21 protein-coding genes and 1 pseudogene are annotated in these 23,292 nt (G+C 55.7%); 6 read left to right on the top strand and 16 right to left on the bottom strand.

What is annotated here, in order from left to right; translation table 11 throughout:
• Position 1 precedes the first annotated feature (1 nt).
• The 5 genes from thiL to nrdR form a co-directional block, all read right to left on the bottom strand.
• Positions 2-985, bottom strand: coding sequence for a thiamine-phosphate kinase (gene thiL / locus ACUTQ5_RS00805; protein ID WP_445649694.1), 984 nt, complete (start codon positions 983-985; stop codon positions 2-4).
• 52 nt (positions 986-1,037) lie between these two features.
• Positions 1,038-1,454: a transcription antitermination factor NusB gene (nusB, locus tag ACUTQ5_RS00800; RefSeq protein WP_012005514.1), complete on the bottom strand. Its 417-nt coding sequence runs from the start codon at positions 1,452-1,454 to the stop codon at positions 1,038-1,040.
• A gap of 20 nt (positions 1,455-1,474) precedes the next feature.
• Complete coding sequence (gene ribH, locus ACUTQ5_RS00795; RefSeq protein WP_037424293.1) at positions 1,475-1,945, bottom strand: 6,7-dimethyl-8-ribityllumazine synthase; 471 nt, start codon at positions 1,943-1,945, stop codon at positions 1,475-1,477.
• A gap of 119 nt (positions 1,946-2,064) precedes the next feature.
• Entirely contained in the window at positions 2,065-3,174 is a 1,110-nt protein-coding gene (ribD, locus tag ACUTQ5_RS00790) for a bifunctional diaminohydroxyphosphoribosylaminopyrimidine deaminase/5-amino-6-(5-phosphoribosylamino)uracil reductase RibD (protein WP_445649693.1), read from the bottom strand.
• A 10-nt stretch (positions 3,175-3,184) separates the two neighbouring features.
• Positions 3,185-3,634: a transcriptional regulator NrdR gene (nrdR, locus tag ACUTQ5_RS00785; RefSeq protein WP_004949256.1), complete on the bottom strand. Its 450-nt coding sequence runs from the start codon at positions 3,632-3,634 to the stop codon at positions 3,185-3,187.
• A gap of 187 nt (positions 3,635-3,821) precedes the next feature.
• Here nrdR and ACUTQ5_RS00780 point away from each other — a divergent pair, with 187 nt between their 5' ends.
• Positions 3,822-4,382 (top strand): DUF3251 domain-containing protein, encoded by a 561-nt coding sequence (locus ACUTQ5_RS00780; protein ID WP_445649692.1) that lies wholly within the window; start codon positions 3,822-3,824, stop codon positions 4,380-4,382.
• A 65-nt stretch (positions 4,383-4,447) separates the two neighbouring features.
• Here ACUTQ5_RS00780 and secF read toward each other — a convergent pair whose 3' ends face one another.
• From secF to queA, 5 genes are all read right to left on the bottom strand, one after another.
• A complete protein-coding gene (gene secF / locus ACUTQ5_RS00775; RefSeq protein WP_445649691.1) occupies positions 4,448-5,416 on the bottom strand; it encodes a protein translocase subunit SecF in 969 nt (322 codons plus the stop codon).
• Positions 5,417-5,426: 10 nt separating this feature from the next.
• Positions 5,427-7,274 carry a protein translocase subunit SecD gene (gene secD / locus ACUTQ5_RS00770; RefSeq protein WP_445649690.1) on the bottom strand — a complete coding sequence of 616 codons (1,848 nt, stop codon included), beginning with the start codon at positions 7,272-7,274 and terminating at the stop codon, positions 5,427-5,429.
• Positions 7,275-7,299: 25 nt separating this feature from the next.
• Complete coding sequence (gene yajC / locus ACUTQ5_RS00765; protein ID WP_012005503.1) at positions 7,300-7,632, bottom strand: preprotein translocase subunit YajC; 333 nt, start codon at positions 7,630-7,632, stop codon at positions 7,300-7,302.
• Positions 7,633-7,665: 33 nt separating this feature from the next.
• The gene (gene tgt / locus ACUTQ5_RS00760; protein WP_012005502.1) at positions 7,666-8,790 is read right to left on the bottom strand and encodes a tRNA guanosine(34) transglycosylase Tgt; all 1,125 of its coding nucleotides are present in this window, start codon (positions 8,788-8,790) and stop codon (positions 7,666-7,668) included.
• Positions 8,791-8,863: 73 nt separating this feature from the next.
• Positions 8,864-9,934: a tRNA preQ1(34) S-adenosylmethionine ribosyltransferase-isomerase QueA gene (gene queA / locus ACUTQ5_RS00755; protein WP_445649689.1), complete on the bottom strand. Its 1,071-nt coding sequence runs from the start codon at positions 9,932-9,934 to the stop codon at positions 8,864-8,866.
• A 120-nt stretch (positions 9,935-10,054) separates the two neighbouring features.
• On the opposite strand from queA, the gene ACUTQ5_RS00750 reads away from it, so the two are divergent.
• The 3 genes from ACUTQ5_RS00750 to ggt all read left to right on the top strand — a co-directional run bounded on the left by ACUTQ5_RS00750 (position 10,055) and on the right by ggt (position 13,455).
• Positions 10,055-10,636 (top strand): ACP phosphodiesterase, encoded by a 582-nt coding sequence (locus ACUTQ5_RS00750; RefSeq protein WP_445649688.1) that lies wholly within the window; start codon positions 10,055-10,057, stop codon positions 10,634-10,636.
• Positions 10,637-10,865: 229 nt separating this feature from the next.
• Positions 10,866-11,468, top strand: a complete 603-nt coding sequence (locus ACUTQ5_RS00745; RefSeq protein ID WP_020825459.1) for a peroxiredoxin C — start codon at positions 10,866-10,868, stop codon at positions 11,466-11,468.
• Between the two features lie 223 nt (positions 11,469-11,691).
• Positions 11,692-13,455 carry a gamma-glutamyltransferase gene (ggt, locus tag ACUTQ5_RS00740; RefSeq protein WP_445649687.1) on the top strand — a complete coding sequence of 588 codons (1,764 nt, stop codon included), beginning with the start codon at positions 11,692-11,694 and terminating at the stop codon, positions 13,453-13,455.
• A 65-nt stretch (positions 13,456-13,520) separates the two neighbouring features.
• On the opposite strand, the gene malZ is transcribed toward ggt, so the two are convergent.
• Positions 13,521-15,344 carry a maltodextrin glucosidase gene (malZ, locus tag ACUTQ5_RS00735; RefSeq protein ID WP_445649686.1) on the bottom strand — a complete coding sequence of 608 codons (1,824 nt, stop codon included), beginning with the start codon at positions 15,342-15,344 and terminating at the stop codon, positions 13,521-13,523.
• 248 nt (positions 15,345-15,592) lie between these two features.
• Here malZ and ACUTQ5_RS00730 point away from each other — a divergent pair, with 248 nt between their 5' ends.
• Both ACUTQ5_RS00730 and ACUTQ5_RS00725 read left to right on the top strand, forming a co-directional pair.
• Positions 15,593-16,840 (top strand): mechanosensitive ion channel family protein, encoded by a 1,248-nt coding sequence (locus ACUTQ5_RS00730; protein WP_445649685.1) that lies wholly within the window; start codon positions 15,593-15,595, stop codon positions 16,838-16,840.
• A gap of 149 nt (positions 16,841-16,989) precedes the next feature.
• Positions 16,990-17,253: a hypothetical protein gene (locus tag ACUTQ5_RS00725; protein ID WP_445649684.1), complete on the top strand. Its 264-nt coding sequence runs from the start codon at positions 16,990-16,992 to the stop codon at positions 17,251-17,253.
• Between the two features lie 33 nt (positions 17,254-17,286).
• On the opposite strand, the gene proY is transcribed toward ACUTQ5_RS00725, so the two are convergent.
• From proY to phoR, 5 genes and pseudogenes are all read right to left on the bottom strand, one after another.
• A complete protein-coding gene (gene proY, locus ACUTQ5_RS00720) occupies positions 17,287-18,693 on the bottom strand; it encodes a proline-specific permease ProY (RefSeq protein ID WP_445649683.1) in 1,407 nt (468 codons plus the stop codon).
• Positions 18,694-18,764: 71 nt separating this feature from the next.
• Positions 18,765-20,084, bottom strand: coding sequence for a branched-chain amino acid transport system II carrier protein (brnQ, locus tag ACUTQ5_RS00715; protein ID WP_445649682.1), 1,320 nt, complete (start codon positions 20,082-20,084; stop codon positions 18,765-18,767).
• Between the two features lie 446 nt (positions 20,085-20,530).
• Positions 20,531-20,719 (bottom strand): annotated as a pseudogene (locus tag ACUTQ5_RS00710) (5-methyltetrahydropteroyltriglutamate--homocysteine S-methyltransferase); the annotation flags it as partial.
• Between the two features lie 301 nt (positions 20,720-21,020).
• Entirely contained in the window at positions 21,021-21,959 is a 939-nt protein-coding gene (locus ACUTQ5_RS00705) for a PstS family phosphate ABC transporter substrate-binding protein (protein ID WP_445649681.1), read from the bottom strand.
• A 16-nt stretch (positions 21,960-21,975) separates the two neighbouring features.
• Positions 21,976-23,292 (bottom strand): phosphate regulon sensor histidine kinase PhoR, encoded by a 1,317-nt coding sequence (gene phoR, locus ACUTQ5_RS00700; RefSeq protein ID WP_445649680.1) that lies wholly within the window; start codon positions 23,290-23,292, stop codon positions 21,976-21,978.

Raw genomic sequence — 23,292 nt, 5'->3', positions numbered from 1 at the left:
GTTACGCCTGCCCTTCGCTGAAATGGTCGAAACCGTGCCACGGCAGTTCCACCGCTTCATCGCTGCGGTAGAACTTGATGCCTTCGGAAAGCGGGCCAATCTGACCAATACAGGTATAGTCAGCGCCCAGATGGCTTAACGCCACCTCCAGTGCACCACGGTTGATTTCCGGCACGGTGAAGCAGAGTTCGTAATCCTCACCGCCGGTCAACGCCCAGCGCAATGCTTGATCGGCATCCGTATGGCTGCTTAACGCCTGCGACAAAGGCAACTCATCGAGATTGATGCGCGCACCGCACTCGGAGGCTTTCAGCACATGCTTCAGGTCAGAAATCAGGCCGTCGGAAAGATCAATCGCCGAACTGGCCAGATCGCGCAGTGCCTGCCCCTGCAATACCCGTGGCTGAGGCCGCAGATGACGGCCAACCAGGTAATTGCGTGCCTCGGCGTCTGTTACCTGCAAGCGTTCCTGTAGCACAGCCAGACCGGCGGCGCTGTCACCCAGCGTACCTGTGGTGTAAATCCAGTCTCCGATACGCGCACCGTTGCGGGTCAATGCCCGCCCGGCCGGGATCAGACCGTGAATGGTTAACGTCATGCTTAACGGGCCGCGTGTGGTATCGCCGCCAATCAACTGCATACCGTAATAATTAAGTTGTTCGAACAGGCTATCGCTGAACGCCTTCAGCCAGGGTTCATTCACCTCCGGCAGGGTTAACGCCAGTGAAAGCCAGGCGGGATCGGCACCCATGGCTGCCAGGTCGCTCAGGTTAACTGCCAGTGCTTTGTAGCCGAGATCGGCGGGATCGATATCCGCCAGGAAGTGAACGTCCGAAACGAGAGTGTCGGTACTGACGGCCAAAAGCTGTTTTTCTGCCACTGTCAGAAGTGCGCAGTCATCTCCAATGCCCAACTGTACATCCCGGCGCAGACTCTTAAACCGGTCAAAATAGCGGGCAATGAGGTCAAATTCGCCACATGCCATGGTCGATATTCCAATAGAAGTAATTAAGGCCGGGGATACCGGCCTTAATTTTTTATTTTTTCTTGCGAATGCTTGGTGCCACTTTATCCAGCACGCCATTCACAAACTTGTGGCTGTCTTCAGCGCCGAAGGTTTTCGCCAGCTCGATCGCCTCATTGATTGCCACCTTGTAAGGCACATCCTCACGCATTTTCAGCTCATACAGCGCAATACGCAGAACGGCTCTTTCTACCTGGCCCAGCTCTTCGAGCTGACGCGACAGGACAGGTGCCATCAGGCTATCCAGCAGACCTGCATTCACCGCCACGCCGGACAGCAGCTCCCGAAAATAGACGATGTCTACATCTTTGACATCTTGCTCCGACAGGAACTGGTGTTCAACATCGGCAATGTCATTTTTAGACAACTGCCAAGAGTAAAGCGCTTGAACAGCGCACTCACGAGCGCGGCGACGAGCAGCAGGTTTCACGGAATTCCCCTTAACTAAATTCAGGCTTTAATAGCTTTGATAACATTAATCATTTCAAGTGCGGTCAGAGCCGCTTCAGCGCCCTTGTTGCCCGCTTTGGTGCCGGCACGCTCGATAGCCTGTTCGATGCTTTCGGTCGTCAGCACGCCAAAGGCAACTGGGATTTCAGTGTTCATTGAAACACTGCCCAGGCCGGAGCTGGCTTCGCCCGCGACATATTCGAAGTGCGCGGTGCCCCCACGGATAACGGTGCCCAGTGCGATGACTGCATCGTATTTGCCGGTGTTAGCCAGCACGCGTGCAGTCAGCGGCAACTCGTAAGCGCCCGGGACCCAGACAACGGTGATGTTGTCGTCAGCAACCTGGCCAATGCGCTTGAGTGCGTCGATAGCACCTTGCAGCAGGCTGTCATTGATGAAATTGTTAAAACGTGCAATTGCAATCGCCACACGGGCATTTGGAGTAGCAACAACACCTTCGATAACTTTCATGGGCTTTCCTTAAAAATGGGTTCAATACCCCGCAGGGGGGCGGATTCTATCACATTCTTTATCTGCCTGCGCGGGCGGTTTTGTAAAACGACAGCCGACCCGGCACGCAGGTTTTAAAATCAGTATTTTGCTTTCAGTCGCAGCCGTAAATCAGGGCCGATTTGCCGCACTTCGCTAAAGACAAATTCCGGTGCATTGGTCAGGTGTTCAAGGCCCGGCAAATGACACAAACCGCGGCCATTATCACCCAACAGTTTTGGCGCGATGTACAAAATGAGCTCATCGACCAGCCCGGCCTGCAACAAGGCACCGGCCAGCTGCGCGCCGGCTTCGACCCAGATGGAATTCACCTGGCGTTTCGCCAGTTGCATCATCATTACCACCAGATCAATGCCACCGCCGTGCGCCGGGAAGTTCAGTTGCTCAACACCCTGCGGCCAAATTTGCTCATCCTGCTGCAGGCGCGCCAGCCAGGTTTGACCCGGCTGTTGTACCACCCGATGCTGTGGAGTGACACGATTTTGGCTATCCAGAATAATGCGCAGCGGTTGACGCAGGTTTTCACGCGGGTAAATGCTTTGCGTCTCAGCGTCCAGCTCATCCCAGCGCACCGTCAGTGACGGATCGTCAGCCAACACGGTGGCACTGGTGCTGAGAATAGCGGCGCTTTGCGCCCGCAGACGCTGAACATCCTGACGCGCCTGCGGTGAGGTGATCCATTGGCTTTCACCGGAAGCCATCGCGGTGCGGCCATCGAGTGAGGCCCCCAGCTTCAGTTGCACATAAGGAAAGCCGGTGCGCATCCGCTTGAGGAAGCCCAGATTCACCGCTTCGGCATCGCTCAGCATCAAACCGTGGCGTACATCCAATCCCGCCTGCTGCAGTTTGTACAGGCCGCGACCGGCGACCTCAGGATTGGGATCCTGCATCGCCGCAACCACCCGGGCTACGCCGGCGGCGACCAGCGCATCGGCACAGGGCGGCGTACGGCCGTGATGACTACAGGGTTCCAGCGTGACATAAGCGGTGGCGCCACGCGCCTTTTCGCCCGCCATGCGCAGCGCATGGACTTCCGCATGCGGTTCACCGGCACGCAGATGGTAACCCTCACCGACGATTTCGCCGTCGCGCACGATAACGCAGCCGACATTCGGATTCGGGGCAGTAGTAAAACGCCCCAGTCGCGCCAGCTCAAAGGCGCGAGCCATATAAAATTCGTCGTTATGCATCAAAGCCCCTTTAGTCCTGCAGACGGGCGATCTCTTCGCCGAATTCGCGGATATCTTCAAAACTGCGGTAAACAGAGGCAAAGCGAATATAGGCCACTTTATCCAACTTTTTCAGCGCGTCCATCACTAGGTTACCAACCAGTTTGGTCGGGACTTCGCGCTCGCCGGTGGCGCGCAGCTGGGATTTGATGTGGTTGATCGCGTTTTCCACGTCGTCAGAGCTGACTGGGCGTTTTTCCAATGCCTTCAGCATGCCGCGACGCAGCTTGTCTTCGTTGAATGGCTCACGCACCTCATCGCTTTTGATTACCCGTGGCATCACCAGTTCAGCCACTTCGAAGGTGGTGAAACGTTCATTACAAACCAAACATTGGCGGCGACGGCGCACCTGCGAACCATCACCCACCAGGCGGGAATCAATGACTTTGGTATCAACGGCAGCGCAGAAAGGGCAATGCATAACACGTCCTGATAAACGTTTTTATAGTTAAGAACAGTTTACCCCGAAGTGCGATTACAACAAAGGCCGTCGGCTATTTGTTGCGGACCGCCCCTCTGAACGACGCCCCAGAAGGGCAATGAACATGACTTTCCCCAACAGGCGGACTAAGCTGATAACAGGAGAAGTTGAATAGGAAATCCCCGCTATGACAACCCGTTACCCAAAGATTTTCCTGCTCTGCACACTGGTGCTGTTGGCAGGCTGCGCGCAAACTCGCGAAGTACCCAAATTGCGTAATCAGGTGGTTGAACTGAATCAGAAATTAACCACCCTGACTAATCAGGCCACCGCGTTGGAACAGCAAAACCAGCTGAATCAGAACTCCACCAGCGGCGTCTATCTGCTGCCGGCGGCCAATAACGGTGCCCGCCTGCACAGCAGCCTCGGTGAGTTGAGCGTGTCACTCAGCCACGTGAAAAGCGAGGCTAACGGCACCCAGGCCATGCTGCACGTTCGCACGCTTTCGCAGGCCTCCCTGCCGGCATTCAAGGCCATGGTGGAATGGGGCCCGCTGGATGCGACTACCGGCAAACCGCTGACGGCTGAAGCACTTTCGCAACCCATTGCCAGTACGGACTCGCTACTGCCCAAAACGGAATACAGTTTTGAGCTGCGCTTCAGCGGTCTGACACCGGATCAACTGGGCTTTGTGCGGCTGCACAGCATTGTCCCAACCGCCCAACCGGCAGTGGTCCAGCAACATTGAGCCACTAGGAAAAAAAAAGGAGCGCCAACCGGCGCTCCTTTTCACTTCGCTGAAAATACCGTGAATTACGGCATAATCGAAGGCTGATCTGCGCCCTCTTTTTCCACTTTCTGCTGCAGCATGTGTTCGCGTTTCATACCCAGCTTCAACGCCAGCGCGGACGCCACGTAGATAGAGGATACGGTACCGATAGACACACCAATCAGCATAGCCAGAGAGAAGCCGTGCAGCATCGCGCCGCCGAAAATGTACAGCATCAGAACCACCATCAAGGTGGTACCGGAAGTCATCAAGGTACGGCTCAGCGTCTGAGTCAACGACACGTTCATGATTTCGTAAGGCGTGCCGCGGCGGATCTTGCGGAAGTTCTCACGAATACGGTCGGAAACCACGATGCTGTCGTTCAACGAGTAACCGATAACCGACATCAAGGATGCGACGATGGTCAGGTCAATCTCGATATGGAACAACGACAGCACACCCAAGGTGATGACCACGTCGTGCGCCAACGCGATAACCGCTCCCAGTGCCAAGCGCCATTCGAAGCGGAAACCGACGTAAATCAGAATACAGATCAACGCGACCAGCAGCGCCATGCCGCCGTTTTGCGCCAGTTCGGTGCCCACGCTCGGGCCGACGAACTCAATCCTCTTCACCGTGGCGTTTTTATCAACCGAGTCGTTGATCACGCCGATCACTTTGTTACCCAGTTCCTGGCCTGCGGTGCCGATCGCCGGTGGCATACGCACCATCACGTCACGGCTGCTGCCAAAGTTCTGAATAACCGGGTCCTGGAACCCGGCTTTTTCCAGCGTATCGCGCATCAGGTCGAGGTTGGCCGGTTGTTCCAAGCTGATTTCAATGACGGTACCGCCGGTGAAATCCAGACCCCAGTTAAAACCACGCACCGACATAATGGCGATTGACGCGATCAGCAGCACCAGCGAGATGCCGAAGGCCACGTAATCCCAGCGCATAAAGTCATAGACTTTACGGCCGTAGTTGAGTTGTTCAACAGTATAATCCTGTGCCACAACGCACTCCTCAGATAGACAGCTTGTTAATGCGTTTGCCGCCGTAAAGCAGATTGACGATGGCACGGGTACCGACAATCGCGGTGAACATGGACGTCGCCACACCGATTGCGGTGGTAATCGCAAAGCCTTTGATCGAACCGGTGCCCACTGCGTACAGAATAATCGCGGTGATCAGGGTAGTGATGTTGGCGTCAACGATACTGGAGAACGCGCCTTTATAGCCCTCATGGATCGCCTGCTGAACGGAACGTCCGTTCTTCAGCTCTTCCTTGATACGTTCGTTAATCAGTACGTTGGCGTCGACTGCCACCGCCAGCGTCAGCACGATACCGGCAATCCCCGGCATGGTCAGCGTCGCCCCCGGCAACAGGGACATCACGCCGACAATCAGCACCAGGTTGGCGACCAGCGCCGTGGTGGCGATCATGCCGAACTTACGGTACCAAACCACCATAAACACGATGGATGCCACCAAGCCCCACAAGCAGGCTTCCAGACCTTGGGTGATGTTCTGTTGCCCCAGGGTCGGACCGATTGTACGCTCTTCCACAATCTGGATAGGCGCAATCAGCGCACCGGCCCGCAGCAGCAGCGAAAGCTGGCGTGCTTCGTTCGGGTTGCCGATACCGGTAATACGGAAGCTGTTGCCCAGACGCGACTGAATGTTCGCCACGTTGATCACTTCTTCCTGTTTCACCAGGACTGCACGACCGTTAGCGTCTTTCTTGCCGCTGTCCTTATATTCCACAAACAGGGTCGCCATCGGCTTGCCGATATTGTCCTTGGTGAAGTTGGACATAGCAGTACCGCCGGCACTGTCCAGCGAGATATTAACCTGCGGCTGGTTGTATTCGTCGGTGCTGGAGGTGGAGTCGGTGATGTGGTCACCGGTCAGGATCACGCGCTTGTACAGCACAACCGGCTGGCCTTCACGAGTGTCTTTTACCTCGGAGTCACCCGGCACGCGGCCGTTGGCTGCCGCAGTGGCATCCGCGTTGGTGTTAACCAGACGGAATTCCAGTGTTGCAGTAGCCCCCAGGATCTCTTTGGCGCGAGCGGTGTCCTGAATACCCGGCAGTTCGACCACGATACGGTCAGAACCCTGGCGTTGTACCAGCGGTTCGGCAACGCCGAGCTGGTTAACACGGTTACGCAGGATAGTGATGTTCTGCTGCACCGCATACTCACGCGCTTCACTCAGACGGGCATCTGTCAGGTTGGCTTTCAGAGTATTGATGCCGTTGGCAGAGAACACCATGTCGCGTTGACGCGGGCCAAGGTAGCTGATGGCCTGATCGCGGGCAGCATCGTCACGGAAACGTACTTCCACGCCGTTGTTGTCCAGTTTGCGGATAGACGCATAAGGAATGCCCTTTTCACGCAGCTCGCTGCGCAGGGTGTCCATGGTCTGCTCCTGCAGCTTGCTCAGCGCAGTGTCCATGTCCACTTCCATCAGGAAGTGCACACCGCCACGCAGGTCCAGACCGAGTTTCATCGGTTCTGCGCCCAGCATGGCCAACCAGGCCGGCGTTGCCGGAGCCAGGTTCAGTGCCACCACGAACTTGTCGCCCAGCTCCGCCATCAAGGCTTCACGGGCGCGCAGCTGAATATCAGGATTGCTAAAGCGAGCCAGGATGGCGCCATTTTCCAGCGCAATCGACTTGCTCGCGATCTTGTCTTTTTCTAATACGGTACGGACTTGGTCCAGCGTAGTTTCACTGGCGGCGACACCGCGCGCGCCAGTGATCTGTACAGCCGGATCCTCACCATAGAGGTTGGGAAGCGCATAAAGCAGACCGACGATGATCACGACGATCAGCATCAGATACTTCCACAAAGGATAACGGTTTAGCACGGCAATTCCCTTCGGGAAAACAAAATTACAGGGCCTTCATGGTACCTTTCGGCAGAACGGCCGCCACGAAGTCACGCTTGATCATCACTTCCGTGGTGTCGTTCAGCGCAATAGCGATGATGCCGGTGTCAGCCACTTTGGTCACGCGGCCGATCAGGCCACCGGTGGTCAGCACTTCATCACCCTTGCCGATCGAGTCCATCAGTTTCTTGTGCTCTTTAGCGCGTTTCTGCTGTGGACGCAGGATCATGAAATAGAAAATCAGGCCAAAAACTACCAGCATAATGATCAGAGAGTACGGGCTTCCCTGAGACGGAGCTCCTGCGGATGCGACGGCGTCAGAAATGAAAAAGCTCATTGAAATTCCCTCATTAAGTTATCAATTATTAATTCAAGCGTTTAAAGGTGGAACCGGTTTACCGATCCGACCGTAGAAATCCGCAACAAACAGCTCTAATTTACCCTGTTCAATGGCCTCGCGTAAACCCGCCATCAGGCGTTGGTAGTGACGCAGGTTATGAATGGTGTTCAATCGGGCACCCAGTATTTCGTTGCAACGATCGAGATGATGCAAGTAGGCGCGGCTGTAATTGCGACACGTGTAGCAATCACAGTCTTTATCCAGCGGAGAAGTATCATCCTTGTGCTTGGCATTACGGATTTTTACCACACCGTCAGTCACGAACAGATGGCCGTTACGGGCATTACGCGTTGGCATCACGCAGTCGAACATATCGATACCGCGACGCACGCCTTCTACCAGATCTTCCGGTTTGCCAACGCCCATCAGGTAACGTGGCTTATCTTCCGGAATTTGCGGGCAAACATGTTCGAGAATGCGATGCATATCCTCTTTTGGCTCACCGACTGCCAAACCGCCAACAGCGTAACCATCAAAACCGATATCCACCAGCCCTTTTACTGATACATCACGTAAATCTTCGTAAACACCACCCTGAATAATGCCGAATAAAGCGTTCTTGTTATTCAGTTCGTCAAAACGCTGACGGCTGCGCTGCGCCCAGCGCAGAGACATTTCCATCGAGCTCTTGGCGTAGTCCCAGTCTGCCGGGTATGGCGTACATTCGTCAAAGATCATCACGATGTCGGAACCCAGGTCATACTGGATTTCCATCGATTTTTCCGGGCTGAGGAAGACTTTATCGCCGTTAATCGGGTTACGGAAATGTACGCCTTCTTCTTTAATCTTGCGCATCGCCCCCAGGCTGAACACCTGGAAGCCGCCGGAATCGGTGAGGATAGGGCCATGCCACTGCATGAAATCATGCAAGTCACCATGCAGTTTCATGATCTCCTGGCCTGGGCGCAGCCACAGGTGGAAGGTGTTGCCCAGCAGGATCTGCGCACCGGTCTCTTTCACTTCTTCCGGCGTCATGCCCTTTACCGTGCCGTAGGTGCCGACCGGCATAAAGGCTGGGGTTTCCACCACGCCACGTTCAAAGATCAGGCGGCCACGGCGAGCGCGGCCATCGGTTGTGTCTAATTCGTACTTCACAAAGCCTCCAGCGCCAGAGAAACAGTCTGGCGTGATTAACATCGAGCCGCGCCAGTTGCGCGACTCAGGGAATTTATTTGCAGATGGACTCGTGCTCCGCCTGCGGGTTACGACTGATGAACATCGCATCGCCGTAGCTGAAGAAACGGTACTGCTCGGCCACCGCCTGCTGATAGGCATGCATGGTGTTTTTATAACCGGCAAAAGCAGAAACCAGCATAATCAGCGTCGACTCCGGCAGGTGGAAATTGGTCACCAGTGCGTCAACCACCTGATAGTGGTAACCCGGGAAGATAAAGATGCTGGTGTCGTCGAAGAACGGCGCAATCAATGCATCTTTGCTGGCGTTGGCGGCGCTCTCCAGCGAACGTACCGAAGTGGTACCGACTGCCACCACACGCTTGCCGCGCGCTTTACAGGCTAATACGGCGTCAACCACCTCCTGCGGCACTTCTGCGTATTCGGCATGCATGACGTGCTCTTCGATGGTTTCCACCCGCACCGGCTGGAAGGTGCCCGCGCCCACGTGCAGGGTGACAAACGCCATCTCGATACCCTTCTCGCGCAATGCAGCCAACAACGGCTCGTCGAAGTGCAGCCCGGCGGTCGGTGCAGCTACAGCGCCCGGTCTCTCGCTGTAGACCGTCTGATAAAGCTCACGGTCGGCGTCTTCGTCCGGACGATCGATATACGGCGGCAGCGGCATATGGCCGACGGCATTAAGGATAGTGAAGACATCCCGCTCGTCGTTGAAGCGCAGTTCGAACAGCGTATCGTGGCGCGCTACCATAGTGGCGGCGATGCTTTCGTCGTCACCCAGCAGCAGTTCGGTGCCCGGCTTGGGGGCCTTCGAGGCGCGAACGTGCGCCAGCACCCGATGGTCGTCCAGCACGCGCTCGACCAGAACTTCAATCTTGCCGCCGCTGACCTTGCGGCCAAACATGCGAGCCGGGATCACCCGGGTATTGTTGAACACCAGCAGGTCGCCAGCTTCCAGGTTATCCAGCAGATCGGTGAATACGCCATGCTTAAGCTCCCCGCTAGGCCCATCCAACTGCAGCAAACGGCAACCGCTGCGTTCAGGCTGGGGATAGTGGGCAATCAAGGACTCGGGAAGTTCAAACGAAAAATCGGCGACGCGCATGGCTATTCACTTCTTCAATATGGGATTGGTCATTAAAAAACAGGCGGCCTAGTCTAAAGCTGTGGGCGGTCAGCGGCAAGAAATAAGGAGGATTTGCATGAGTTGCGTTATAGTTGCCTGATGAATTATCTCGCTCATCTCCATTTAGCCTCACTGGCGGAAAGCTCGTTGCTGGGTAATCTGCTGGCTGACTTCGTACGCGGCAACCCTGCCGGCGAGTACGATCCCTCCGTGGTAGCCGGCATTATGATGCACCGTCGCGTCGATGTGCTGACCGACGGCCTGCCGCAGGTAAAGGCCTGCCGCGCCTATTTCGCGGAAGAGCATCGACGCATAGCCCCCATCACGCTTGACGTAGTGTGGGATCACTTCCTGGCACGTCACTGGCAACAGCTGGAACCTTCCCTGAGCCTGCAGGGGTTTACCCAGCAGGCTCAGGGCCAAATCCTGCCGCATTTGCCACTGACGCCACCACGCTTTCAGAATCTGAACGGCTATTTATGGCCGGAACGCTGGCTGGAGCGCTACGCCGAACTACCGTTTATCGGTAACGTGCTGGCAGGCATGGCCAGCCGTCGTCCGCGCCTGGCCGCACTGGCCGGCTCCTTCGCCGACGTGGAGCGCAACTATCATCAGCTTGAAACACAATTCTGGCAGTTTTACCCACAGATGATGCAGCAGGCCAAAGACAAGCAGCTGTAAGGTCAAGCCAAAGCCTTTGAAAATGCTATGCTTTACAAGAAATTGCGTTTTAAGTCTTGCCCTTTTATGGGAAAAGGTTATTTTTAAAGACTGCTAAATTTAATAACCGACTTTGATAGGTGAAAGCTATCTCATTGATTGGTCTTTTGCCCTTTCTTCACCAAGTCGTGGCCCCTATACTGGCCCTTGCTTTTACATCAACCCCTTAACACCTATTACAGGAGTAATTATGGTCCTGGTAACTCGTCAAGCCCCTGACTTCACCGCTGCTGCCGTACTCGGCAATGGCGAAATCGTAGAAAACTTCAACTTTAAGAAGCACCTGAACGGCAAACCAGCCGTACTGTTCTTCTGGCCGATGGACTTCACCTTCGTATGTCCTTCTGAGCTGATCGCTTTCGATCACCGCTATGAAGAATTCCAGAAGCGTGGCGTTGAAGTGGTTGGCGTTTCATTCGACTCAGAATTTGTCCACAACGCATGGCGTAAAACCCCTGTCGAAAATGGCGGTATCGGGGAAGTGAAATACGCAATGGTTGCTGACATCAAGCGTGAGATTCAGAAAGCTTATGGCATCGAGCACCCAGAAGCAGGCGTTGCCTTGCGTGGTTCTTTCCTGATCGACAAAGACGGCGTGGTTCGTGCTCAGGTTGTTAACGACCTGCCAATCGGCCGTAACATCGACGAAATGATCCGTACCGTTGACGCGCTGCAATTCCACGAGCAACACGGCGAAGTGTGCCCGGCTCAGTGGGAAAAAGGCAAAGCAGGTATGGGCGCATCTCCGGATGGCGTGGCTAAATACCTGTCCGAGAACGCTTCCAAGCTGTAATTTCAGCCTGCAAGTGTATCAACCGGCCCTCATGGCCGGTTTTTTTTTGCCCTTTTTTAGGGCGCACCGCCCCCATTGTGTGCTTCATTTACTTGTTTCCGATCACATTTCCCCGGCTATTTTCCGCACAATCCATTAACTCTGGTTAGTATCAATAACGCTGGCCCGCTCTTTGCAGAGCAACCATGGCAAGCCAAACACAATAAGAAGGAAGGGAATAACTATGTTTTTACAAAAATGGAGCAATCCGCTGACCTTGGCGGCGCTGCTGGTCAGCAGCAACCTGTATGCCGCCTCCAATCCGGCGGTCGAAGCCAAAAACGGCATGGTAGTGACATCGCAACATCTGGCCTCGCAGGTCGGCGTGGATATCCTGAAACTGGGCGGCAATGCCATCGATGCAGCAGTAGCCGTGGGTTATGCGCAGGCGGTGGTCAACCCGTGCTGCGGTAACATCGGCGGTGGCGGCTTTATGACGGTGCACCTGGCCGATGGCACCGACACCTTTATCAACTTCCGCGAAACCGCGCCGGCAGCGGCCAGCGCCAATATGTATCTGGATGCCACAGGCAACGTGAAGAAAGGTGCCAGCCTGTACGGCTATTTGGCCGCAGGGGTACCGGGTACCGTGCTGGGCATGGAAACTGCGCGCAAGAAATACGGCAAACTGAGCCGCGAGCAGGTGATGGAGCCGGCGATCAAACTGGCGCGTGAGGGCTTTGTGCTGACCCGTGCCGATACCGATATTCTCGATACCACCGTCGCACGCTTTAAACAGGATGCGGAATCCGCGCGGATTTTCCTGCGCCCTGACGGCACGCCGTTACAGCCGGGCGATCGCCTGGTGCAAAGCGATCTGGCCAATACGTTGGAGGCCATCGCCAAAGACGGCTCAGATGCCTTCTATAAAGGCAAAATTCCGCAGGCAGTCGAGGCAGCAGCCAAACAGGGTGGCGGAATTCTGACGGCGGCCGACTTCGCCAACTACAAAGTTACCGAAACCCCGCCGATTACCTGCAGCTATCGCGGCTATAAATTTGTTTCTGCTCCCCCTCCCAGCTCCGGTGGCGTCACGCTGTGCGAAATCCTTAACGTGGTCGAAGGCTACGACCTGAAAAGCATGGGCTTTAACTCGGCGGCGGCCATCCACACCATGACCGAAGCCATGCGCCACGCCTATGTGGACCGTAATACCTACCTCGGCGACCCGGAGTTCATCAAGAATCCGATCGACAGGCTGGTCAGTAAGAGTTATGCCGAAGAAATCCGCAAGAAAATCGTCGCTGACAAAGCTACACCGTCGGAAAACGTACAGCCCGGCATGGAACCCCACGAGAAGCCGGAAACCACCCATTACTCGATTGTCGATCATGATGGCAACGCCGTCTCTACCACCTATACCGTTAACGGCCGCTTTGGCGCGGTGGTGATCGCACCGGGCACCGGCTTCTTCCTCAACGATGAAATGGATGACTTCACCGTCAAGGTCGGGGAGAAAAACCTCTATGGCCTGGTGCAGGGTACCGCTAACAGCATTGCCCCCGGTAAGCGCCCACTATCGTCGATGAGCCCGACACTGGTGACCAAGGACAATAAAATCTTTATGGTTCTCGGCTCGCCGGGCGGATCGCGCATCATCACTATCACGCTGCAGACTGCACTGAACGTGATCGACCACGGTATGGCACCGCAGGAAGCCGTCGATGCGCCGCGTATCCATCATCAATGGTTGCCAGATGAGGTTTATTACGAACAACGCGGAGTTTCTGCCGATACGCTGAAAATTCTCAGCGGCATGGGTTACAAGATGGTCGAGCAAACGCCGTGGGGTGCCGCTGAATTGATCCTGGTCGGTCTGCCAAGCGCGGTCGGCGTCAGCCCTGCCAACTCAGGTAATGACTCCGCGGTTTCCGGCAAGGTGCGTGAAGGCTACCTGTACGGCGCCAACGACGTTCGTCGTCCGGCCGGCTCTGCCGTAGGCTATTGATCTGACTGGGCGTGTGAACGCCCACTAACCCAGTAAGGGGCCGGTATTCCGGCCCCTTTACCGAACTAACCGGCTCGTCGCCACAGAGTCACTGATTCCTCGCCTAATTGCAGCGAGACAGCATTCTGCCCGTCATGCAACTCGCCATCCCCTTCCAACCGTTGCCATTGGCCTGCAGCCAGCAGCGGACTGTGCGGCAAAGTCACTGTGCCACTGCCCCCGCGCTGTAACGCCACCAGCACCTGCTCCTGTTGATAGACACGTACAAACACAAACGTCTCACTTTGTGCGTACAACACCTGACAACCGCCACGGCGCAGCGCCAGACTCTGTTTACGCAGTGCCGCCATACGCTGGCACAGGGCCAACAGGCTCTGGTCCCACTGGTTTTCGTCCCACGGGAAAGGCTTGCGGCAGAACGGGTCGTTGGCACCATCCAGGCCAATCTCATCGCCATAATACAGGCAGGGCACGCCGATCCAGCTCATCAGCCACACCGCCGCCATGCGCATCCGCGCCTGATTGCCCTGTAATAGCGTCAGAAAACGTGCAGTGTCATGGCTGTCTAGCTGATTGAACTGAATCAACTGACGACCATGCGGCAGCCCGGCCCGGTAGTCATCCATCCACTGGGCACAGCCCGCCGCGTCCATTTGTACCGGGTGGTGCGCCACGTCCAGCCCAGCGAGGAACCCCCGCACCGGCAGGGCAAAACCCATATAGTTCATCGCGGCATCTTCCACACCGGCATGCAGCCAGCGGCGCGCATCGCCAAAATGTTCCCCCAGCACGTAAGCCCGCGGATTTTCCTGTTTAACCGCCTGATAAATACCCGCCAGATGCTGCAAGTTACCGTTAGCCCCGCCGTTCTCACCCAGCATATGCACCACGTCCAGCCGCCAGCCATCAATGCTATACGGCGGCCGCAGCCAATAACGCACCACGCTACCGTCGCCGCGATAAATCGCCTCGGCCACCTGCGGCTCGGCGAAATTGAGCTTCGGCAGGCTTGCATTGCCCTTCCAGTCGAGCGCCCGACCATCGGGGTAGAAATTAAACCAGCCGCGATAGGGAGAATCAGGGTGATGGCAAGCGCCGTTCTCACCTTGCTGATGGCGGTCAAACCACGGATGCGAATCCCCGGTATGGTTAAACACCCCGTCCAGCACCAGTTTCATCCCAACCTTGTGAGTGCTCACTCGCAAACGCTGCAGGGCGGCGTTACCACCGAGGTAGGGATCGACCTGGTAATAGTCTTCGGTATCGTATTTATGCACGCTCGGCGCGGTGAAAATCGGGTTTAAATACAGCGCCGTCACCCCCAGCTTGTGTAAATAAGACAGCTTTTGGCTGATGCCATCCAGGTCACCACCATAGAAGGTCGACGCGGCATGCCGGTCTTCCAGCGGATGTTGCCAATCCTGACGCACCACATCACAACCGGCTGCATGATGACGATAACTGCCGCTCTGAATGCCGTGTTCTCCCCCACTACTGGCAAAACGATCGGGGAAAATTTGATAAAAGATCTGATCCGCCACCCAGGCCGGGCTGCTATCGGGCACGTCGACCGCAAACTGTGTCAACTGCCCCGGCGGTGTCACTGACCAGCCCTGGGGGCCGAACCATTGCTGACGATCGGCCCAAACCAGTTTGAAACAGTAACGACGGGTTGGCTCACCTTCATTGAGCGTCAAACTGGCCTGATAGCGGTGAAAACCTTCCACCTGCTGAGTTTTCATGATCAACAGCCATTCTTCATTATCAGGTTCGGCGCGTAAAAATACCCGTTCGGGCAAATCATCACCCTGTAACCACAGCGTGATATCCAAGCGCTGCCCCTTCTTCACCACGAAGGGTGGGGCCGGTTGATGCCAGGCGTTAAGCATGACTTTCCTCCTGCTGTACAAAACGAAATCGACGACGTTATTCAATGCCACGAACAATGCCACGTTGAGTGCCAGTCCCCCTCCTCTCTTGCCGGTTAACTCGGGGAGGAGTCGGGGGGTGGAGATAGTCGGTCAGCGGCAACCCTATGTAAAAAAGGGTAAAAAGACGCACATTACGCCCCGCAGCCATTAGGCTAACGTGTTTAGAATCTATCGGATATTTTTTGCACATTTTTAAAGGAGCGGCAATGCAACAACAGATAACCCTGTGGCTGGAGAAGTTCGGGCTGGAATTTAGTGGGGTAATGTCTCTGCTGATGGTGCTGGGGCTGATCGTCCTGATTTCGGTGGCAATCCATCTGGTGCTGCACCGCGTGGTGCTGAAGGCGATCCAGCGCCGTGGCCAGCAATCGCAGCGCGTCTGGCAGCAGGCAATCACCCAGTACAAACTGTTTCAGCGTATGGCGTTGTTATTACAGGGGGTGATCATTAATCTGCAGGCGGTGCTGTGGTTACACGCCGGTGGCCAGACGCAGGCGGTTATCGTCACCGCCGCCCAGGTGTGGATCATGGGCTTCACTCTGCTGTCGTTGTTTTCCCTGCTCGATACGCTGTTGGCGATGCTACGCCAAAGCCCGATTTCAAACCAGTTGCCGTTGCGCGGTATTTTCCAGGGGCTCAAGCTGATAGCCGCCATTCTGATTGGCATCATGATCGTCTCCCTGCTGATGGGCAAGTCGCCATTGCTGCTGCTCAGCGGCCTGGGGGCGATGACCGCCGTGCTAATGTTGGTGTTTAAAGATCCGATCCTCGGTCTGGTGGCCGGTATTCAGCTTTCTGCCAACGATATGCTGACCATCGGCGACTGGCTGGAGATGCCGAAGTACGGCGCGGACGGCGCAGTCACCGACATCGGCCTGACCACGGTAAAAGTGCGTAACTGGGATAATACCGTCACCACCATTCCAACCTACGCGCTGATTTCCGACTCCTTTAAAAACTGGCGTTCCATGTCGGAATCCGGCGGACGCCGCATCAAGCGTAGTATCAATATCGATACCACCAGCGTCCATTTCCTGTCGGATGAAGAGCAACAGCGGCTGAACCGCAATCCGCTGCTGCAACGTTATCTGAACGATAAAACACAGGAGTTGAGTCAACATAACCAGCAGATTGCCGGCGATCTCAGTTCCCCACTCAACGGACGACGCCTGACCAATCTGGGTACGCTACGCGCGTATCTGGTGGCGTACCTGCGCGCCCACCCAAATATTCACCAGAATATGACGCTGATGGTGCGTCAGTTGGCCCCGCTGCCAGAAGGATTGCCGTTGGAAATTTATGCCTTCACCAACACCACAGTCTGGGCGGAATACGAAAGTATTCAATCGGATATTTTTGACCATATTCTGGCGGTGATTAACGAATTCGACCTGCGGGTACATCAAACGCCAACCGGCAACGACATGCGCAGCATGCTCAGCCAAATGCGGTAAACGGCAGAGATTTCCTGACGCAAGCTGACGTAACTGTTTCCGCCTGAAATGACTCTCAACCCAGGAGCAACGGATGTCTCAGTCCGCTTTTCTTTCAGCATAAAAACAGCGTTAATGCATTGATTGATTCCCGCTGAAGGAAAAGAGGATTGCTGAAACCACTACGCCACCGGCTGTTTAGCTTGTTGGCCGCCCTGATGTTTATTGGCTGCTTGCACAACGCCTCGCTGGACGAAAGCCGTATGAGCCAAACCTTGCAGCCGGCACTCAGTACCCTAAGCCGTAACATGCAGGATATCAGCGAGATGCTGGCACGCGCGGCAGGCGACGAGAATGAAGAACGCCTCAGCGACAGCAGCCCGCGCATTGAGGCTCGCGCCTCCGGCGACGATGAACCCGAGGAAAATCGATAAAAAAACACCGGCGCATGGCCGGTGTTTTCATTTTCAGTCCTGCTGCTGCACCAGCGCTGCCAGTTTCTTCTGGTGGTTGAGCTTGAAGTAGTACCCCGCCAAGAGCACCACTACCCAGACCAGACCGGCATACAGCGATACGCGGGTGGTTGGGAAGTAGCCAATCAGACCGATGATAAACACCAGGAAGATGATCGCCACCACCGAGGTAAATACGCCGCCGCGCAGCGGGAAGGTCAGGTTTTTCACCTGCTCTTTACTCAGGCTACGACGGAAGGCAATCTGCGAGAACAGGATCATGATCCACACCCACACGGTGGCAAAGGTCGCCAGGGAGGCAATCACCAGGAACACGTTTTCCGGCATGATGTAGTTGAGATACACCGCCAGCAACAGCGCCAGCATCATCACCACCACCGTAACCCACGGAATACCGCGTTTGGAGACCTTGCTGAATATCTTCGGCGCATGGCCCTGTTCAGCCATGCCGTGCAGCATGCGGCCAACGCCAAACACATCGCTGTTAATCGCTGACAGCGACGCGGTGATCACCACAAAATTAAGGATCCCTGCCGCCACGGTAATGCCCATGTGCTGGAAGGTCAGCACGAACGGGCTGCCATTAGTCCCCACCTGGTTCCATGGGTAAATCGACATAATGACGAACAGCGTACCGACGTAGAACACCAGAATACGCCACGGCACCGAGTTGATGGCCTTGGGAATCGAGCTTTTCGGATCTTTGGCTTCACCGGCGGTGATACCGATAATTTCGATGCCGCCGTAGGCAAACATCACCAACTGCAACGACAAGATCATGCCAATAAAGCCGTTACTGAAGAAGCCGCCGTTAGACCACAGGTTATGGATACCGGTAGGCTGCCCGCCGTTGCCAATCCCCCAGATGATGATACCGATACCGGCAGCAATCATGATGATAATGGTGGCCACTTTAAAGAACGAGAACCAAAACTCCAGCTCACCGAATACCTTCACGCTCATCAGGTTGATGGCACCAATCACCAGCACCACGCTCAGCACCCAAATCCAATGCGGCACCTCTGGAAACCAAATCCCCATATAGATACCGAACGCCGTTACGTCGGCAATCGCAACGATCAGGATTTCAAAACAGTAAGTCCAGCCAGTGATATATCCGGCCATCGGGCCAAGATAGTCCTGCGCATAACGTGAAAACGAGCTGGCCTGCGGGTTGTTGACCGACATCTCGCCCAGCGCGCGCATGATGATAAAGGCGACAATACCGCCAATCAGGTAGGCCAGCAGAACGCTCGGGCCGGCCATTTTAATGGCGTCCGCCGAACCGTAGAACAGACCGGTGCCGATAGCCGAGCCCAGCGCCATAAAGCGAATGTGGCGCGTACTGAGGCCGCGTTTCAGCTTATTGGCCGCAGGAGCGGCGGGTGACTGTTGTTGCATGAAGATAACCCGTGTTTTTTAAACGTAAAAAAGCCACGGACAAGTCCGTGGCCCAAAATTTAGCCGGGGAATTAGGAGTGCGCGGTCACTTCAGAACGCGAACAAACCCGGTCATAAATTGCGACCAGCACCAGCATCAGCAGCGACGGCGGCAACCATGCCAGTCCCTGAACCGCCAATGGCAGGTGATTGGTCCAATCCGGCAGGAAATGCTGGAAGGTAGACGCTTTCACCGCGTCAAGGATACCAAACAACAGGCTGACTAACATCACCGGCGCGATGATACGCGGTGCGCTGTTCCACCAGCGCTGAGTGAAACTCAGCACCACCAGCACGATACATGGCGGATAAATCGCGGTCAGTACCGGGATAGAGATCTGGATCAGATGGCTCAGGCCCAGGTTGGAAACCAGCATCGAGAACAGGCCCAAAATGAACACCAGCGTCTTGTAAGAGAACGGCAGGTATTGGGCAAAGAACTCAGCACAGGCGCAGGTCAGGCCAACCGCAGTCACCATACAGGCGATAAAGATCAGCGCCGCCAGGAAGAAGCTACCCAGACCGCCGAAAGTATTCTGTACGTAGGCATGCAGGATCACCGCACCATTAGTGGCATCCGGCACCAGCACGCCACTACCGGAACCCAGCTTGAACAGGCTCAGGTAAACCAGCGTCAGACCGACACCGGCGATCAGGCCCGCCAGAATGGTGTAACGCGTCAGTAATTTGGCATCCTTCACACCACGGGAACGCGCGGCGTTAACGATGACAATGCCGAAGACCAGTGCGCCCAGCGTATCCATGGTCAGATAGCCGTTAACGAAGCCGCTAGAGAATGGAACGTTCTGATAAACCTCGGTCGCCGGAATTGGCGTGCCCGCAGGCCAGGCCAGCGCGGCAATACCCAGCGCGCCCAGCGCAACAATTTTCAGCGGTGCCAGTACGTGGCCGACGGTATCGAGCAAGCGGCCCGGATACAAAGAGATGCCGATCACCAGCGCGAAATATACCAGGCTGTAAATAAACAGCGGCATGGCGCCATCACCGGTCAGCGGTGCAATACCCACTTCAAAGGAGACGGTCGCGGTACGCGGGGTAGCGAATAGCGGGCCGACGGCCAGATAGCAGACGGTCGCCAGCAGCAGACCGGCGCGACGTCCAATTGGCGTACTCAGGGCGTCAATGCCGCCACCGACACGAGCCAGCGCGATCACCGTCATCACCGGTAGACCGACCGCAGTGATCAGGAAGCCGATAGCTGCAGTCCAGACGTGCTCACCGGACTGTAAACCGACCATCGGCGGGAAAATGATGTTCCCGGCGCCGACGAATAAGGCAAAGGTCATAAAACCCAATGCGATAATATCTTTTGACGTTAAACGATGACTCATATGATGTCGTGTTGCCTGTTCAAATGAAAAAAAGTGCCCAATAGGTGGTAGCGTGATGCACCACCCGGTTGCCGGCTTGCCATTTCATCGCGAGACCAATAAGAGCAGAAAACGCATAACGTCCGGCGTTTTGTCCTTATTCGAAAGTGACCACTCATGATGATGGGCAGAGTTTTAGGAGTTATAAATGGAGGTTTAGTCCGACAACGAGGGCTAAGTTAAACGTTTATAGCGTTGTAAGGCAAGACGCATGACAAAAAGCAGAGTTATAGACCAGATAATCTTCCCACACCAGTCGATCATAGTGGCTATCAATAAATATACAATACATGATTTGTATCATTTTTGAGCAACGCATTCACAAAACGTGAATCCTATGGTTAACCACCGCGCGAAAACGCCAATAAACAGCCAGTTTTCGCGCGGTCTGAACGAATTTTTCGCTACTACCAAACCTGCCGGACGATATTCACCACGCTTTGCAGTTTATTCCACTGCTGTGATTCACTCAGGCTGTTGCCCTCTTCGGTCGAGGCAAAACCGCACTGGGTGCTGAGGCAAAGTTGGCTATGGTCGACAAACTGCGCGGCCTCCTCAAGACGCTGTTTCACCTGTTCAGGAGCGTCAATTTCGCCTCGTTGAAACTGTTGACGAGCAGTTTTCAGCGCTGCGGGGCGCAACAGACTGCCGACAACGTCAGCGTGAAAGCGTGGTTGCAATCGCACATATTATGACTCCCGGTAAGCAGGTAAAAGATCGGGCCTTTACCACAGTAATTGACAGTTTGAATTATTACGCCAGGCCATTATGGACATCCAGACTTCTAAATGGATAGAAGGTATCCTGTCATAGCGACTGCCGGGCAGTAATAGAAGAATTTTCATCGGTAGCGATGAGAAATTCATGTTGAGGGCAAATCAACGCCCCGAGGGAAATTTATTGCAGACCTAACGCCTGACGGGTTTTCTGCAAAGTAGCAGCAGGCAGCGGCAGATAGCCGTCATGGTTCACCAGGTTTTGCCCGGTGTCGGAAAGCACGCGATCGAGAAATGCGGCGGTCAGCGGCTCCAACGGCTGGTTGGGCGCTTTGTTAATGTAAATATACAGGTAGCGCGACAATGGATAGCTACCGTTGCGCACGTTGACGTCGTTGGGGACAACATAATTCTCGCCGGACTCGGCCAGCGGCAACAGCCGCACACCGCTGGCGCGAAAGCCAATGCTGGCGTAACCGATACTGTTCAGCGAACCGGCCACCGCCTGCACCACCGAGGCAGAACCGGGCAGTTCATTGACCCGTGGCATAAAGTCTCCGCCACACAGCGCACGCAGTTTGAAATAGCCATAGGTGCCGGATGCCGAATTACGCCCAAAGCGTTGCAGCGCACGCTGCTGCCAATCGCCTTTCAGCCCCAATTCCCCCCAACGCGTCACCGGCTGGTTTTCACCACAGCGCAGGGTAGCGGAGAAAATTCGGTCAAGCTGCTGCAAATTAAGACCGCGTAGCGGGTTGTCCTGATGGACCAACACCACCAGCGCATCGACGGCGACCGGCACTGCCAGCGGCGCATAGCCATAGCGGTGTTCGAATGCCGACACTTCCGCCGCCTTCATCGGCCGACTCATCGGCCCCAATTGCGCGGCCCCCGCAGCCAAAGCGGTCGGCGCAGTTGAAGAGCCTGCGGCCTGGATCTGCAAATTAACGTTGGGATAATGCTGGCTGAAGTCTTGTGCCCATAGCGCCATCAGGTTCGCCAGCGTATCGGAGCCGACGCTCGACAGGTTGCCGGACAGCATACCATCCGGCTGCGCTAACGCGCCACGGCTCGCCAGCAGCGCCAGGCAAAGCAACAGCCCTCGGATCATTCGGATCATACCAGCCTCTCGCGCGTTAATTTTTCACCGCATTCTCTGACAAAGCTGCGGGAACAATCAACCGGTTAGGCAAGGTAAAGATGAATCGGGTGCCAATGCCCTGCTCACTGAGGATCTCCAGCCGCGCGTCATGGTGGCTGAGCGCATGCTTGACGATCGCCAGCCCCAACCCACTGCCGCCAGTCTGGCGTGAACGGGCTTTGTCGACACGATAGAAACGTTCGGTCAGGCGCGGAATATGCTCGGCGGCGATGCCCGGCCCATTATCACTGACCTGGAACTGCGCACCGTTTGGCGTCTGTTGCCAGCTCACCTCAATATTGGTGCCCTTTGGCGTGTGATTGACGGCATTGTACACCAGGTTTGATACCGCGCTGCGCAGTTGGTCATCGTTGCCGAACACCTTGAGCTGTTCGTTCACCCGGAAGCTAATCTCATGGTTGCCGCTGCTCAGCGACTGCGCTTCGCGTTGCAACACCCGCAACATCAGCGGGATATCTACCCGTTCGTTCATATCGACGTTAGGTGCCGCCTCAATGCGCGATAGCGTCAGCAGCTGTTTGACCAGCCCATCCATACGCCGGGTCTGCTCTTGCATGGTGCCCAGCGCTTTGCCGCGCAGCGAGCCATCCAACTCTTCGTCGCTCATCATCTCCAGATAGCCCTGCAACACCGTGAGCGGGGTACGCAGCTCGTGGCTGACGTTGGCGAAGAAGTTACGTCGCGCGCCTTCCAGCTGGCGCATTTGGGTGACATCACGCGCTACCATCAGTAATTGCCCTTCGGAATAAGGCATCACGCGGAATTCGACGTAGTGCTCATTGTTCAACTGCAACGTCAACGGACGGGAAAACTCCTGCTGTTGCAGATAATGACTGAACTCCGGATAACGCAGCAGGTTAAGGATGTGCTGACCATTGTCTTCCGGCCAGCGGAAGCCCAGCAGGTGCTGCGCCAAACCGTTACACCAGAAGATATTGCCTTCGACGGTGGTCATCACTACCGCATCGGGCAGCGATTCCGCGCCGCTGCGGAAGCGTTTGATCAACAGCGCCAGCTCACGCCGCCGACGGCGATTACGCTGCTGCATCTGATACAGGCCGTAAAACAGCGGTTCCCAGCTCCAGCGCCCGGGTGGCGGCGTCATGCTGCGGTCAACCCACAGCCAGTGGGAAAGTTTGAGTTGGTTGTAGAAATTCCATGCCAGCGCCGCCAGCACGGCGGCCAGTAGCAACCAAGGCAGATAACCGAAAATCAGCCCCAGCAGTAAGGCAGGCAAGCAGAAAAGGGCCAGCTCCAGGGCCAGCCTCTTCCAGGATAGACGTTCTAGCAC

This window comes from Serratia sp. NA_112.1 (genome assembly GCF_052691715.1).
Note: the sequence above shows the minus strand (reverse complement) of the source record. Positions and strands in the feature narration are given on the sequence as shown.

What these genes read in the sequence shown, in the direction of transcription:
- nrdR (WP_004949256.1), bottom strand. Translation starts at nt 3,634, where the DNA reads ATGCATTGCCCTTTCTGCGCTGCCGTTGATACCAAAGTCATTGATTCC.
- yajC (WP_012005503.1), bottom strand. Translation starts at nt 7,632, where the DNA reads ATGAGCTTTTTCATTTCTGACGCCGTCGCATCCGCAGGAGCTCCGTCT.
- proY (WP_445649683.1), bottom strand. Translation starts at nt 18,693, where the DNA reads ATGCAACAACAGTCACCCGCCGCTCCTGCGGCCAATAAGCTGAAACGC.
- ACUTQ5_RS00705 (WP_445649681.1), bottom strand. Translation starts at nt 21,959, where the DNA reads ATGATCCGAATGATCCGAGGGCTGTTGCTTTGCCTGGCGCTGCTGGCG.
- queA (WP_445649689.1), bottom strand. Translation starts at nt 9,934, where the DNA reads ATGCGCGTCGCCGATTTTTCGTTTGAACTTCCCGAGTCCTTGATTGCC.
- ribD (WP_445649693.1), bottom strand. Translation starts at nt 3,174, where the DNA reads ATGCATAACGACGAATTTTATATGGCTCGCGCCTTTGAGCTGGCGCGA.
- malZ (WP_445649686.1), bottom strand. Translation starts at nt 15,344, where the DNA reads ATGCTTAACGCCTGGCATCAACCGGCCCCACCCTTCGTGGTGAAGAAG.
- brnQ (WP_445649682.1), bottom strand. Translation starts at nt 20,084, where the DNA reads ATGAGTCATCGTTTAACGTCAAAAGATATTATCGCATTGGGTTTTATG.
- ACUTQ5_RS00780 (WP_445649692.1), top strand. Translation starts at nt 3,822, where the DNA reads ATGACAACCCGTTACCCAAAGATTTTCCTGCTCTGCACACTGGTGCTG.
- ACUTQ5_RS00750 (WP_445649688.1), top strand. Translation starts at nt 10,055, where the DNA reads ATGAATTATCTCGCTCATCTCCATTTAGCCTCACTGGCGGAAAGCTCG.
- ACUTQ5_RS00745 (WP_020825459.1), top strand. Translation starts at nt 10,866, where the DNA reads ATGGTCCTGGTAACTCGTCAAGCCCCTGACTTCACCGCTGCTGCCGTA.
- ggt (WP_445649687.1), top strand. Translation starts at nt 11,692, where the DNA reads ATGTTTTTACAAAAATGGAGCAATCCGCTGACCTTGGCGGCGCTGCTG.
- thiL (WP_445649694.1), bottom strand. Translation starts at nt 985, where the DNA reads ATGGCATGTGGCGAATTTGACCTCATTGCCCGCTATTTTGACCGGTTT.
- ribH (WP_037424293.1), bottom strand. Translation starts at nt 1,945, where the DNA reads ATGAAAGTTATCGAAGGTGTTGTTGCTACTCCAAATGCCCGTGTGGCG.
- ACUTQ5_RS00730 (WP_445649685.1), top strand. Translation starts at nt 15,593, where the DNA reads ATGCAACAACAGATAACCCTGTGGCTGGAGAAGTTCGGGCTGGAATTT.